Origin of the sequence: Streptomyces sp. NPDC005263, assembly GCF_042872365.1 — a bacterium.
In the GTDB taxonomy this organism is placed as follows: domain Bacteria; phylum Actinomycetota; class Actinomycetes; order Streptomycetales; family Streptomycetaceae; genus Streptomyces.
In genome coordinates this window covers 1-12,932 of sequence record NZ_JBIAKJ010000001.1, presented here as the reverse complement: position 1 = coordinate 12,932, position 12,932 = coordinate 1, and the positions used below count along the sequence as shown (strand labels likewise).

Sequence of the window (12,932 nt, the reverse complement as noted above, 5' to 3'; positions counted from 1 at the left end):
CAACATTCCTGACTGTGGCACTGAAGGGAGCTGACGTGCCGACCACCGCCGAAGCGACACTCGAAGCGACGCTGCGATTCGAGGGCGTCGACAAGCACTTCGACAACGGGACCACCGCCCTCGCCGGAGTCGAACTCTCCATCGCCCCGGGCGAGTTCGTCGCCGTCGTCGGCCCCTCGGGCTGCGGCAAGTCCACCCTGCTCCGCCTCGCCTCAGGCCTGGACACCGCAACCGGCGGTACCGTCCACGCCCCCACCGACTCGGTCGGCTACGTCTTCCAGGACCCGACCCTGCTGCCCTGGCGCACCGTCCTCGCCAACGTCGAACTCCCCGCAGAACTCACCGGGACCCCGAAGGCCGAACGGCGGGATCGAGCGCTGGACGCCCTGCGCCTGGTGGGCCTGGAGGGCTTCGAGAAGCAGTTGCCGGGGCAGCTGTCCGGCGGCATGCGGATGCGCGTGTCCCTGGCCCGCGCCCTCATGGCCCGTCCGTCGCTGTTCCTGTTCGACGAACCGTTCGGTGCCCTCGACGAGATGACGCGCCTGCGCATGCAGGAGGAACTCCAGCGCATCTACGCGGAGACCGGCTTCGCCGCTCTGTTCATCACCCACTCGGTGACCGAGGCCGTCTTCCTGGCCGGCCGGGTCGTCGTGATGTCGGCCCGCCCCGGCCGGATCACCGCCTCCTTCGAGGTGCCCTTCGCCCATCCGCGTCCGTCCGAGCTGCGCTACGACCCCGATTTCGGCCGTATCGCCGGCGAGGTCTCGGCGGCGCTTCGAGGAGGCTTCCAGTGAGCACCCACGTCACCGTCACCGCTCAGTCCCAGGACGTCCTGCCGGCAACGGACTCCACGCAGGCCACGCCTCCGGCCCCCGTACGCCGACGCCGGGCCCGGACCGTCGCGGTGCTCACGCCGCTCGGGTCGCTCGGCGCGGCCGTCGGTATCTGGTACGCCGTCAGCTATCTGCTGCTCAGCCCTGCCCGGCGCTTCCTCGTCCCGCCCCCGCAGCAGGTCCTCACCGTGTCGTTCCTCGACTGGACCCATCTGCAGCCGATGCTCCAGGCGCTGTGGCTCACCGCCCAGGTGGCGCTCGTCGGCCTGCTCATCGCCTCCGCGCTGGGTGTGACGGCGGCGGTGCTGATGAGCAGGGCTCGCTGGCTGGAACGCTCCCTGTACCCGTACGCGGTGATCCTGCAGACCGTGCCGATCCTCGCGATCGTGCCGCTGATCGGCCTCTGGTTCGGGTTCGGCTTCACCAGCCGGGTGGTCGTCTGCGTCCTGATCGCCCTCTTCCCGATGATCGCCAACACACTGTTCGGCATCCAGTCGGTGGACCGTACCCACCACGACCTGTTCACCCTCCAGCGGGCGAACCGCTGGGCCCGGCTGCGTAAGCTCGAACTGCCTGCCGCCCTGCCCTCGGTCTTCACCGGGCTGCGGACCTCCTCCGGCCTGTCCGTGATCGGCGCGATCGTCGGCGACATGTTCTTCAAGCAGGGCGAGCCCGGCATCGGCACCCTGCTCGACGTCTACCGCTCCCGGCTGCAGTCCGAGGATCTGTTCGCCGCGATCATCCTCGCCTCCTTCTTCGGCGTCGCGGTCTTCGCCGTCTTCACCCTCGTCGCGCGGCTCGCCGTCGGCTCCTGGCACGCCTCGGCCGACCGGACGTAGCCCCGCCCTTTCCCCGCCTTCCCTCTGGTCCCTCAGGGAGTCAGTCATGCCTTCATCCGCCAGACGTGCCGCCATCGCGGGCGTTTCCTCCATAATCACCCTGGTATCGGTCACCGCCTGCGGCGGTGGCTCCACCTCGACCGGTTCCGCCGAGAAACTCCCGGCGGCCCCCGCCGCCCAGCGCCTGGCCGGCGTCTGCCCCAAGACGGTCGTCGTCCAGGTCGACTGGGAGCCCGAGGCCGAACACGGCCCCCTCTACCACCTGGTCGGCCCCGGCTACACGGTCGACTCCGCGAAGAAGCGGGTCACCGGCCCGCTGGTCGTCGACGGCAAGGACACCGGCGTCGACATCCAGATCCGGGCGGGCGGCTCCGCCATCGGCTATCAGACCGTCCCCTCGCAGATGTACGTCGACAAGAGCATCACCCTCGGCACGGTCACCACCGACGTGGCGATCACGGCGTCCGCCAAGCAGCCCGTCACGGCCGTGGCGGCGCTGATGAAGAAGAGCCCGCAGGTCCTGATGTGGGACCCCGCCACCCACCCCGGCTGGAAGACGATCGCGGACATCGGCAAGTCGAACGAGAAGGTCGTCTACGTCAACGGCAGCACCTACGCCTCGATGCTGGTCGCGAAGGGCCTCATCAAGAAGAGCCAGCTGGACGGGAGTTACGACGGCGCACCCGCCCGCTTCGTGTCCAACCCGGGCATCGCCCAGCAGGGCTTCGCCACCGCCGAGCCGTACATCTACCAGCACGAGGTGTCGGCCTGGAAGAAACCGATCAAGTACCAGCTGCTCGCGGACGTGGGCTTCAACGTCTATCCGGAAGCCCTGTCGGTGCGCAGCGGCGAAGTGAAGTCGCTCAGCCCCTGCCTGAAGAAGCTCGTCCCCGTCCTGCAGCAGTCGGCCGTCGACTTCGCGGCCGAGCCGTCGGCGACCGTCAAGCTCATCAGCGACCTGGTGCAGCAGTACAACACCGGATGGGTCTACTCCGAAGGCACCGGCACTTTTGCCGCGAAGCAGATGGTCAAGCTCGGCATCCTCGGCAACGAGTCCGACGGCAGCATCGGGAGCTTCGACATGAAGCGCGTCGCTTCCGTACTGAAGACCTTCACCCCACTCGTCGAGCAGAGCGGCGCCAAGGTCAAGCCGGACCTGACCGCCAAGGACATGGCGACGGACGATTTCATCGACACCTCGATCGGACTGAAGTGATGACGACCGGAAACCTGACCGCACTCACCGAACTCGTCGACGAAGGACCGGCGACGGCGATGACGGAACGTCAACCGACGCCAGGCATGGAGGAATTCTGCGCCGACGCCGCCGAAATCCTCGGCTCCGACGGAGTGATCCGCGACCGTGCCGCACGGGAGAAGGCCTCCTCCGACTGGGCACACATGTCGCCCATCCTGTCCGCGAAACTCCCCGCCGGACACGCCGAGGCCGTCCTGCGCCCCACCTCGCACGAGCAGCTCCCCGGCATTCTGGCCCTGGCCCACCGCCACCGCGTTCCCCTCACCCCGCGCGGCAAGGGCACCGGCAACTACGGCCAGGCGATCCCGCTGTACGACGGTGCCGTGCTGGACCTCACCGGCTGTGGCCGGGTCCTCGACGCCGGTGACGGCTGGATCCGTGCCGAGGCCGGGGCGAGAATGTCCGACCTGGAGGCCCACGCCCGCACACTCGGTCAGGAACTGTGGATGTTCCCGTCCACCTTCGGCACCACTGTCGGCGGCTTCCTGTCCGGCGGCAGCGGCGGCACCGGCTCACTCGTGCACAGGACCAACAGCGACGGCTTCGTCCGGGAGCTGACGGTCGTGCCCTGCACGGCGGACGCCGAGCCCTTCACCGTGCGGGAGTCGGACGCGCTGCCCTACATCCACGCTTACGGCACCACGGGCTTCATCGCCACCGCGACCGTACGGCTCCAGCGGGCCCGCACCTGGACGGGGCTGTTCGCCGCCTTCGCCGACTGGGCGTCCGCCACCGCCGCCCTCTCGGCTCTCGTCCGACTGGAACCGGCGCCGCGCCTGGCCTCGCTGGACGAGGCCGGCCTCGTCAGGGTCTACCGACCGGACCCGGCACTGGACCCCACGGCCCTGAGCCTGCGCGCGATCGTCGAGGAGGAGGCCGTCGACCAGGCACGCGCGATCGTCGAGGCGTCCGGCGGCCGCGTCCTGGACGTCCGGTCCGCACCCGAGGGCCCCGCGCTGATCAGCTCGCTGTCCTTCAACCACCCCACCTACCACCTGATGAAGGCCGAGGACGGCTGGTTCCACCTGGAGATCGGCGGCGACGTCCTGCTCGGCGACACCACCGAGATCAGGAAGGTCTTCCCGGACACCCTGCTCCACCTGGAGGGCATGCGCTCCGGCACGGTCGGCATGCTCATGGCCCGCTACCAGGACGAGCAGACCGTGTACGACGGCATCGCCGCCCTGCAGGCCCTGGGCGTCGGTGTGCACAGCCCGCACAACTGGCACGTCGACCGCCGCCTGGACCTGGTCAGGGAGGCGGTCCGCACCACCGACCCGCTCGGCCTGCTCAACCCCGGCAAGATCCCCGCCGCATCCGAGGAGACCCCGTGACCTTCACCCGGTTCATCGACCTCCGCGGCCCGGAGATCGAGCGGTTCAGCGAGGACACCGTCGCCGTGCTGCCCGTCGGCGCGATCGAGCAGCACGGGCCCCATCTGCCCGTCGCCACCGACTACTACATGGCCGAAGCCGTCGCCGAAGGCGCCGCCCGGCTTGCCGGGGAGAACTGCGACGTCACGCTGCTGCCGGGGCTCGCCTACACCAAGTCCGACGAACACGCCTGGTCGCCGGGCACGCTGTGGCTCAGCGCCCGCACCCTGCTGTCCGTCCTCGACGACCTCGGCCGTTCCCTGGCCGCCGGCCCCGTACGCCGGCTCGCCTTCCTCAACGCGCACGGCGGCAACAGCGCCCTGCTCGGCGTCGCCCTGCGCGAACTGCGCACCCGGTACGGCCTGCGCACCTTCCTGCTGCACGCCTCCCTCCCCGCCGACCAGGGCGGCACGTCCCCGGCCACGGAGTACGGCATGGGCGTGCACGGCGGGCTCAAGGAAACCGCTGCCATGCTTCACCTCCACCCGGATCTGGTGGACATGACCCAGGCCCGCCGCAGCGTCCCCGAACACCTCACGTCGTACGAGCACATCGGCTTCGGCAAGCCAGTCTCCTTCGGCTGGACCAGTGACGACTTCGCCACCGGCAACGGCCTCATCGGCGATCCCACGGGAGCCACGCCCGAACTCGGGCGCAAACTGATCGACGCGTCGATCGCCGCGGCCGCCGCCGCGTTGTGCGAGTGCGCGCGCTTCCTGCCCGACCACCCCTTGACCTCCTGAGGGAGCCCGCGATGGCCAACCCCCCGCTGCACACTCAGCTGCGTGACATCTCCGCCCACCACATCACCGCAGGCGACACCGTCAAGCTCGCCGTGCTCACCGGTCCCCGGGACGGCTCGCCGACCACGGTCGTCTTCGAGGTCTGGGAACCGGGCGGCGCCCAGCCCCTCAACTGGCACCCTGAGTCGGTCGAGACGTTCGTCGTGCTCGCCGGCCACGGTCGCGCCGCCAGCGACGAGCACGAACGTGACCTCGCCCCCGGCGACGTCCTGGTCCTGCCCGCCGCATCCAGGCACCGCATCGTCAACACGTCCGCCACCGAACGCCTCTACACCCTCACCGTCATGTCCCCCGACGAGGGCTTCGCCGACCTCGTCGAACGCGGGCCGCTCGCCACGCTCGACGAGAAGGACCTGGCCGTACTGCGGGCGGGAACGTCGTGACCGACTCCCCGGACGCAGATCTCCTCGCCGCCTTCCGGGCGTACGAACAGGCACTGGCCGCCAACGACCTGACCGGCCTTGACCACTGGTTCCTCGACGCACAGAGCACCCTGCGTGCCGAGGGCGACACCGTGCTGGTGGGCCACAGGGCCATCGCCGACTTCCGGCGCCAACGGGGCGGGGCTCCGGCGCGCATCGTCGAGCGGGTGCACGTGGTCCGGCCGGCAACCGGGGTAGCGGTCGTGACCGCCGAGACCCGGCGGCAGGACGGGACGCGCGGGCTGCAGACCCAGGTGTGGCAGCACACCGACGCCGGGTGGCGGATCGCCGCCGCGCACGTGAGCGCCGTCTCCGTGCCGGCACCGGATGACCGCCCGGATCCGGCGGTGTGGCGCGTGGCAGGTCTCCACGAGGACGGTGGGCCGCTGGTGGCGTCCACCGGACAGGGGCCGCTGGCGCACGTCCGCACCGCCGTGAAGGATCTGTTCGCCGTGGCCGGACAGCGCGTCGGCGCGGGCAACCCCGCCTGGCTGGCCGAGGCCCGCCCGGAACCCGCGCACGCGGACGCCGTACGACGGCTGCTCAACGCCGGCGCCGAACTCACCGGCCTGGCCCAGACCGACGAGCTGGCCTTCAGCCTCGCCGGTACCAACGCGCACTACGGCACCCCCGCCAACCCCGCCGCGCCCGGCCGGATCACCGGCGGCTCCAGCAGCGGCCCGGCCGCCGCCGTGGCCCACGGCTGGGCGGACCTGGGACTGGCCACCGACACCGCCGGCTCGATCCGCGTACCCGCCTCCTACTGCGGCCTGTACGGCTGGCGCCCCACCCACGGTGCCACCCCCACCGGGGGCCTGCTGGCGCTGGCACCCTCCTTCGACACCGCCGGCCTCCTGGCCCGCGACCCCGCCCTGCTGCGGACGGCGGCCGAGGTTCTGCTGCCCCCGGACGACAACCCTGTGCCGGTCGCCGAGCTCATGGTGGACGAGGAACTGGCGTCGCACGCCGAGCCCGAGGTGCGCGCCTCCTTCGAGGCCGCCTGCCGCGCGCTCTCCCTGCGCACCGGGCTGCCCCTGGTGCGCACGGCCACCGGAGCCGCCGAGCACCTGGAGGAGTGGTTGGCCGCCTTCCGTACGGTCCAGGCCGCCGAGGCCTGGGAGCGGCACGGGGCCTGGATCACCCGTCATCCGGGCGCCCTCGCCCCGGACGTCGCGGCGCGCTTCGAGAACGGACGCCGGGTGAGCGCGGACGAGCGGGCGGCGGGCGACCACGTCCTGGCCGACGCGCGGAGGGCACTGGACGCCGTACCGCCGCCCGGGAGCGCCCTGCTGCTGCCCGCCACGAGCGGCCCCGCCCTCCACGCCGACGCGCCGCCCGAGGAGGTGGAAGCCGTACGCGCCGCCACCCTCCGCCTGACCTGCCTCGCCTCGCTGGCCGGGCTCCCGGCGGTCGTCGCGCCGCTGCTGCGGGTGCGCTCACTGCCCGTCGGACTGTGCGCGCTGGGCGCCCGGGGCACCGACCGGGCGCTACTGGACCTCACCGCCCGCTCGACCGAATCGAGGAGTCCCACGCATGCCTGAGTCCCACGGTCTGATCGGGCCCAACCCCCGCAACGCCTGGCGGGCGGACAGCAGATCCGTCACCCTGGCCCGACCGCACCGAGACCCGCGTCCGGTCACCGTCGAGGCGCTGCCGCAGACCGTGGTCGCCGACCTCGCCGCCACCGCGCTGATCGTCGTCGACATGCAGAACGACTTCTGCTCACCCGACGGGTGGCTCGCCTCCATCGGCGTGGACGTGACCCCCGCCCGCGCCCCGATCCCTGTCATCGCCGGCCTGCTGCCCCCGCTGCGTGCGGCCGGCGTCCCGGTCGTCTGGCTCAGCTGGGGCAACCGCCCCGACCGGGCCAACCTTCCCCCCGGCGTCCTGCACGTCTACGACCCGGACGGCACCGGCGGCGGCATCGGCGCCCCACTGCCCGGTGGCGCGGGCAGGGTTCTGGAGCACGGCAGCCCCTCTGCCGCGCTCGTCGCCGGGCTGGAGGCGGCGGAAGGTGACATCGAGGTCGCCAAGTACCGGATGAGCGGCTTCCAGGACACCGAGTTGGACAGTGTGCTGCGCAACCTGCGGGTCGACACCCTGCTGTTCGCCGGCGTCAACGCCGACCAGTGTGTCCTGGCCACCCTCATGGACGCCGCGAACCTCGGCTACGACGTCCTCATGGTGGAGGACGCGGTGGCCACCACCTCGCCCGCGTACTGCATGGCCGCCACGCTCTACAACGTCCGCCAGTGCTTCGGATTCACTCTCGCCTCCGAGGCCCTGCGAGAGGCCCTGACGTGAACCTCCTCCAACCCGGACTCGGCCCCCTGGACGGGGAGCACTACCTGCCCGCCGACCCCTCCCGGGTGCACTGGGGCCTGCTCCCCAACGCCACCGCACAGCCGGCACTGACCGTCCGCTCGGGCGAGACCGTCACCTTCGACACCATCAGCCACGAGGGCATCCTCGAGGACCAGGGCCGCGACCCGGCCGCCTTCTTCGGCGCGGCCGGCATCCCGGCGAACGGCCTCCTGCACGACGCCGTAGAACTAGCCGCCTCCGCACGCGAACACCTGCCGGAGATACACGGCCCGCACGTCGTCACCGGACCCGTGGCACTGCACGGCGCACGGCCCGGCGACGTTGTGGAGGCCGAAGTCCTGAACCTGTACCGCCGCGCCCCCTACGGGGTGATCAGCAACCGGCACGGCAAGGGGGCCCTCCCCGGTGAATACCCGCAGACACCCCCGGGCGAGCCGGCCAGCATCGTGACGACCGTGGGAGACGACGGCCGGGGCCGGCTTCCGGTCGGCGACGGCCGCCAACTCACCTTCCCTCTGCGTCCCTTCCTCGGCATCATGGGCGTCGCACCGGCCACCGAAGCCCCCGTCCACTCCGTACCGCCGGGCCCGCACGGCGGGAACATCGACGTCCGCCACCTCGGCACCGGCACCCGGCTCTTCCTCCCCGTCCAGGTCCCCGAGGCCCTCTTCTACGTCGGCGACCCGCACTTCTCCCAGGGCGACGGCGAGGTCGCCCTCACCGCCTTCGAGGCCCCGCTGCGCGCTACCCTCCGCCTCACCGTCCACAGCGACCCGGCCACCCGCTCTCTGGCGGCCCGCCTGCGCGCCCCCTTCGCAGAGACGCCCACCGAGCACATCGTGCTGGGCCTCGACCACGACCTCGACGAGGCCCTGCGCAACGCCGTACGCGACGCGCTCACGCTTCTCACGGACCGGTTCGACATTCCCGGCCCCGTCGGCCTCGCCTACCTCAGCGCGGCCGCCGACTTCCACGTATCCCAGGTGGTCGACATGGTCAAAGGCGTCCATGGCCGCATATCCAAGGCGGACCTGGCGTACTGAACGGCTGTCCGAGGGTGAACCATCCGACCGAGTTGGGGTGCCGGCGGCCTAGGGCCTGTCTGATGGGTTGCGTGCCCTGCCCCCTGGCCGATCGTTTCGGTCGTTGTGGGGCGGGGTGGGCGGTGGCAGTGTCATCGCCAAGTGGGAGACGGTTTATGACCGTCTTCGCAGGTGGTCAGCAGACGGCACGTGGGAGAGGATCCTGCGGGCCGTCCAGGGCGACGCCGATGCCGAGGGTCGGATTGACTGGAGCATCCGGCAGACGAAGCACGCCGGTCCGGCACCGGGCCGATGAGGCCCTGGGGCGTTCCAGAGGCGGCCTGACCTGCAAAATTCATGTGGCGGGTGAGGGTGGACGTCGCCCCCTCGCCTTCGTCATGACTCCTGGCCAGTGGGGTGATGCCCCACAGTTGATCCCCGTAGGTGAACAGATCCGGGTTCCGCGGCCGGCCGGCGGACACCCGCGTGCTCGACCCGATCACCTTGGCGGCGACAAAGCCTATTCGTCGCGCCGCAACCGTCGCTCTCTGCGGCGGCGCCAGATCAAGCACACGATCCCGGAGCCCCAGGACCAGCGTGCCAACCGCCGGCGGCGCGGTAGTAAGGGCGGCCGTCCGACCGGGTTCGACAGAGAAATCCACTGGCGCCGCAACGAAGTGGAGCGGACGATCAACCGACTGAAGACCTTCCGTGCGGTCGCGACTCGTTACGACAAGAGGGCCTACCTCTTTCACGGCACGGTCACTGTCGCCTCGATCCGCCTCTGGCTGCGTACACAGGTTCGCGCGGGCCTACTCCAGCAGGAGTTCGACATCATCCGGGACCCAGGGGAAGGGGACGTTGGGCCATCGCGCAGCGGCCCACACGTCGAGATCGACGGCGAGAACCGCATCGATGAAGACCTGCGGCGGTCGGTAACCGTGATCGGTGACGTAGTGCGTGATCAGGAACGGAGCGGCATAAGCGACCCCGGGCTCGCCCGGGATACGAACCTCGCCAGTCCCTTCCGGAGCCTTCTCTGCAGGGCACAGGTCGCACTCGTGCACCCCGAGGCAGACGTTCATCCATTGGACCTGCTGAACAGCCTTCAGCTTTTCCACGAACGCGGTGGGAACCGATCCCGTCGAGTACGGCTTGCCGGTTTCCAACCACCCGATGCTCAGGCGGGTGTATGCCGGGCGGTACCAGAGCGCGTAGAAGCCCGACTCCCTGTCCGTGAACGCATCCTCGTCCTGATAGTCGTACTCGCTGAGATCTTCGTAGAACACCCGCACATCATCGCCGCATCGCTTCCTTGACGCCCAAGCAAGCCAAGACCCATCGGACACGCCCTAGCTCTCGCCGGAACAACGACAAGACAGACGACTCACAGTTGCGTGACTTGAACGCGCTCAAGAACTGATCAACGTATGCAGGCGCGTCGCCACTGGCAGTTGGAACGAAGCACACCTTGGGTCGAGGGCTCCTCACCTGGTTAGGGCCTGTCCGGCGGATCTTGATTGAGGGCCGCGACGATGCCTTTGACCAGGGGGTTTGGGTCGTTCTTACGCCAAGCGACGGCGACTCGTGTGCGCGCGGTATCGGGATCGATCCTGCGGAAGGCAACACCTTTAAGGCGGATCCGGCGGATGCTCTCCGGGGCCAATGACACACCCAGGCCGGTTTCCACCAAGGCGCAGACGGTCTGCCATTCCACAGCGTGCTGAGTCACCTGAGGGGTGAACCCTGCAGCGATGCAGAGATTGGCGATCTGGTCGTACAGCGGCGGACCGACGGCACGAGGCAGGAGCACGAAGGGACAGTCCGCCAACTGCTCCACCCGGACGGCTCGTTGTGCCGCGAGCGGGTGTGAGGCGGGCAGGACGGCCACGAACGGTTCGGCCACCACGGTCTCGAACCCGAGCTCCGAATCATGGGCTGGTGGCTCCCGCAACAGGCCGATGTCGATCGTCCTTTCGTGCAGGGCGGCCAGTTGCGGCGTGGTGGTCATCTCCTGGATGTCTAGATCCACAGCGGGAAACCGTTCCCGGAAGGTTCGCAGCAGGCTGGGGAGGACGGTGAGGGCGAGGGAGGCAGCGAAGCCGATCCGCAGGCGGCCGGCCCTGCCGCTGCCGACATCGCGGGCTGCGGTCAGCCCTTCTGCGAGGTGAGTGAGGGCACGCCGGGCGGCGGGGAGGAGTTCTCGCCCTGCCGGGGTGAGGCCGATGCGTCCGGGTTCGCGGCTGAACAGCGCGTAGCCGACCTTGGACTCCAGGCGGCGGATCTGCTGGCTCAGCGGAGGCTGAGCGATGCCCAGGCGGGTGGCGGCGCGGCCGAAGTGGAGTTCCTCGGCGAGCACTACGAAGGCGTGCAGCTGCGGCAGGGGAAGGTCGGGGCGCTCCATACGCCTAGAGATATCACTCTGTGCCTGAAGTCGTATTAGACGTATCGGTGCTGGTCACTTAGCGTTCGGCGCATGACAGAGCGACGTTCCATCCTCAGCGGCTCGACGTTCGAGGAACAGATCGGCTATGCCCGCGCGGTGATCGACGGCGACTGGGTCCATGTGTCCGGGACGACCGGATTCGACTACACCACCATGACGATCTCCGACGACGTGGTGGAGCAGGCCGAGCAGTGCCTGCGCAACATCGAGGCTGCCCTGACCGAGGCGAAGTGCACCTTCGCCGACGTGGTGCGGGTGCGTTATCTGCTGCCCGACCGGGCCGACTTCGAGCCCTGCTGGCCGGCGCTGCGTCGCGCGTTCGGTGAGGTACGACCGGCCGCCACCATGCTCATGTGCGGTCTTGCCGATCCCCGGATGAAGATTGAGATCGAGGTGTACGCCCGGCTGACCACCGCCTAGGTCGTGTTTTGGAAATGGACTTCACCATTCGTCCTGCGCCGTCATGATCGCGGTGTGGGGCGAGGGGATCTATCTGACGATCAGTGGGCCGTGCTGGAGCGGATGCTGCCGGTCTCGTTGCGGGGCAGGCCGACGGTGGGGCGGAGGAGGTTGACCGATGGGATCCGATGGCGCGTTCGTACCGGTGCTCCGTGGAGGGATCTGCCGTCGGACTACGGTCCGTGGCAGACGGTCTATGGGCTTCTTCCGCCGCTGGCAACGTGACGGCACCTGGTCCGAACTGCTGACCCAACTGCAGTCCCGGGCGGATGCGGCAGGGCTGATCACGTGGGAGGTCAACGTCGACTCCACGATCTGCCGAGCCCATCAGCATGCCGCAGGCGCCCGCCGCGACGGGCAAACCCAGAAGGAACCACCGGGCGGAACCCGCACCGAGCCTGGAGATCACGGCTTGGGACGGTCCCGGGGAGGCTTCACGACCAAGGTCCATCTCGCCTGCGAGCAGGGCCAACGGCCGCTGTCTTTGGTGGTGACCGCAGGCCAGCTGTGACTGACAGTCCCCAGTTCGCGGCAGTCCTGGAAGGATGACTACAAGGCCCGGCACGCAGTCGAGTGCGGAATCAACCGGCTCAGCGCAACCGGGCAGCGGCCTGTCGCTTCGACGAACTCGCGGTCCGCTTCGAGGCCACCGTCCTCATTGCTGCGGTCAACGAATGGCTGTGACCTACCGATGGACGTTGACCGGCCCAGCCAGAGCTGGTGCTCACCTCTGAGATACCTCGTAAGCCTCGCGGATGGACGCAGGGATGCGCCCACGGTCTTACAAGGGCTAACACAATGAGCCGAGTTGTCGGTGAGTGATGAGACAGCAGGCGAGTTTGAGGAACGCTTCATGGATGTCGGCCCTGCGTTCCCATCGGATGCGCAGAGGGCGGAAGCCGTGCAGCCACGCGAAATTCCTCTCCACGACCCAGCGGTAGGTGCCCGGTCCCGTGCCGTGCAGGGTGCCGCGTCTGGCGATCGCGGGCACGATGCCCCGGGCGCGGACCTGGTGACGGTAGATGTCATGGGCGTAGCCCCGGTCAGCGAACAGCGGGTCCGGCTTGCGTCGGGGACGGCCGGTGCGGCCGCGGACCGGTGGGATCGCGTCGAGCAGTGACGTCGTTGCGGTTGCCGGCGGTCAGCAGGACC

General features: G+C 69.7%; 14 protein-coding genes and 3 pseudogenes. 13 read left to right on the top strand and 4 right to left on the bottom strand.

The window, feature by feature from the left end:
* Positions 1-35: 35 nt before the first annotated feature.
* The 10 genes and pseudogenes from ACFYRY_RS00085 to ACFYRY_RS00040 form a co-directional block, all read left to right on the top strand.
* Entirely contained in the window at positions 36-794 is a 759-nt protein-coding gene (locus ACFYRY_RS00085) for an ABC transporter ATP-binding protein (protein ID WP_389138376.1), read from the top strand.
* The gene (locus ACFYRY_RS00080) at positions 791-1,672 is read left to right on the top strand and encodes an ABC transporter permease (RefSeq protein WP_389138374.1); all 882 of its coding nucleotides are present in this window, start codon (positions 791-793) and stop codon (positions 1,670-1,672) included. The genes ACFYRY_RS00085 and ACFYRY_RS00080 overlap by 4 nt, the downstream gene beginning before the upstream one ends.
* Positions 1,673-1,718: 46 nt before the next feature.
* Positions 1,719-2,888 (top strand): hypothetical protein, encoded by a 1,170-nt coding sequence (locus ACFYRY_RS00075; RefSeq protein WP_389138371.1) that lies wholly within the window; start codon positions 1,719-1,721, stop codon positions 2,886-2,888.
* Complete coding sequence (locus ACFYRY_RS00070; protein WP_389138369.1) at positions 2,888-4,264, top strand: FAD-binding oxidoreductase; 1,377 nt, start codon at positions 2,888-2,890, stop codon at positions 4,262-4,264. Before ACFYRY_RS00075 ends, ACFYRY_RS00070 begins: the two co-directional genes overlap by 1 nt.
* Positions 4,261-5,046: a creatininase family protein gene (locus ACFYRY_RS00065; protein ID WP_389138366.1), complete on the top strand. Its 786-nt coding sequence runs from the start codon at positions 4,261-4,263 to the stop codon at positions 5,044-5,046. The genes ACFYRY_RS00070 and ACFYRY_RS00065 overlap by 4 nt, the downstream gene beginning before the upstream one ends.
* Before the next feature lie 11 nt (positions 5,047-5,057).
* Positions 5,058-5,489: a cupin domain-containing protein gene (locus tag ACFYRY_RS00060; protein ID WP_389138364.1), complete on the top strand. Its 432-nt coding sequence runs from the start codon at positions 5,058-5,060 to the stop codon at positions 5,487-5,489.
* Positions 5,486-7,069 (top strand): amidase, encoded by a 1,584-nt coding sequence (locus ACFYRY_RS00055; protein WP_389138361.1) that lies wholly within the window; start codon positions 5,486-5,488, stop codon positions 7,067-7,069. Before ACFYRY_RS00060 ends, ACFYRY_RS00055 begins: the two co-directional genes overlap by 4 nt.
* Entirely contained in the window at positions 7,062-7,832 is a 771-nt protein-coding gene (locus ACFYRY_RS00050; RefSeq protein ID WP_389138358.1) for a cysteine hydrolase family protein, read from the top strand. The genes ACFYRY_RS00055 and ACFYRY_RS00050 overlap by 8 nt, the downstream gene beginning before the upstream one ends.
* On the top strand, positions 7,829-8,896 hold the full coding sequence (locus ACFYRY_RS00045) for an acetamidase/formamidase family protein (protein WP_389138356.1): 1,068 nt from the start codon (positions 7,829-7,831) through the stop codon (positions 8,894-8,896). Before ACFYRY_RS00050 ends, ACFYRY_RS00045 begins: the two co-directional genes overlap by 4 nt.
* Before the next feature lie 90 nt (positions 8,897-8,986).
* Positions 8,987-9,669 (top strand): annotated as a pseudogene (locus ACFYRY_RS00040) (IS5 family transposase); the annotation flags it as partial.
* A gap of 18 nt (positions 9,670-9,687) precedes the next feature.
* Here ACFYRY_RS00040 and ACFYRY_RS00035 read toward each other — a convergent pair.
* The 3 genes and pseudogenes from ACFYRY_RS00035 to ACFYRY_RS00025 form a co-directional block, all read right to left on the bottom strand.
* Positions 9,688-10,164, bottom strand: coding sequence for a hypothetical protein (locus ACFYRY_RS00035; protein ID WP_389138353.1), 477 nt, complete (start codon positions 10,162-10,164; stop codon positions 9,688-9,690).
* 64 nt (positions 10,165-10,228) lie between these two features.
* Positions 10,229-10,396 (bottom strand): annotated as a pseudogene (locus tag ACFYRY_RS00030) (Type 1 glutamine amidotransferase-like domain-containing protein); the annotation flags it as partial.
* Complete coding sequence (locus ACFYRY_RS00025; RefSeq protein ID WP_389138350.1) at positions 10,371-11,279, bottom strand: LysR family transcriptional regulator; 909 nt, start codon at positions 11,277-11,279, stop codon at positions 10,371-10,373. The pseudogene ACFYRY_RS00030 and the gene ACFYRY_RS00025, both read right to left, overlap by 26 nt.
* A gap of 72 nt (positions 11,280-11,351) precedes the next feature.
* Here ACFYRY_RS00025 and ACFYRY_RS00020 point away from each other — a divergent pair, with 72 nt between their 5' ends.
* The 3 genes from ACFYRY_RS00020 to ACFYRY_RS00010 all read left to right on the top strand — a co-directional run bounded on the left by ACFYRY_RS00020 (position 11,352) and on the right by ACFYRY_RS00010 (position 12,291).
* On the top strand, positions 11,352-11,741 hold the full coding sequence (locus ACFYRY_RS00020; RefSeq protein ID WP_389138347.1) for a RidA family protein: 390 nt from the start codon (positions 11,352-11,354) through the stop codon (positions 11,739-11,741).
* A 102-nt stretch (positions 11,742-11,843) separates the two neighbouring features.
* Positions 11,844-12,005 (top strand): transposase, encoded by a 162-nt coding sequence (locus ACFYRY_RS00015; RefSeq protein ID WP_389140974.1) that lies wholly within the window; start codon positions 11,844-11,846, stop codon positions 12,003-12,005.
* On the top strand, positions 11,977-12,291 hold the full coding sequence (locus ACFYRY_RS00010) for a hypothetical protein (protein WP_389138345.1): 315 nt from the start codon (positions 11,977-11,979) through the stop codon (positions 12,289-12,291). The genes ACFYRY_RS00015 and ACFYRY_RS00010 overlap by 29 nt, the downstream gene beginning before the upstream one ends.
* 279 nt (positions 12,292-12,570) lie before the next feature.
* Here ACFYRY_RS00010 and ACFYRY_RS00005 read toward each other — a convergent pair.
* Positions 12,571-12,932: pseudogene (locus ACFYRY_RS00005) on the bottom strand (transposase); the annotation flags it as partial.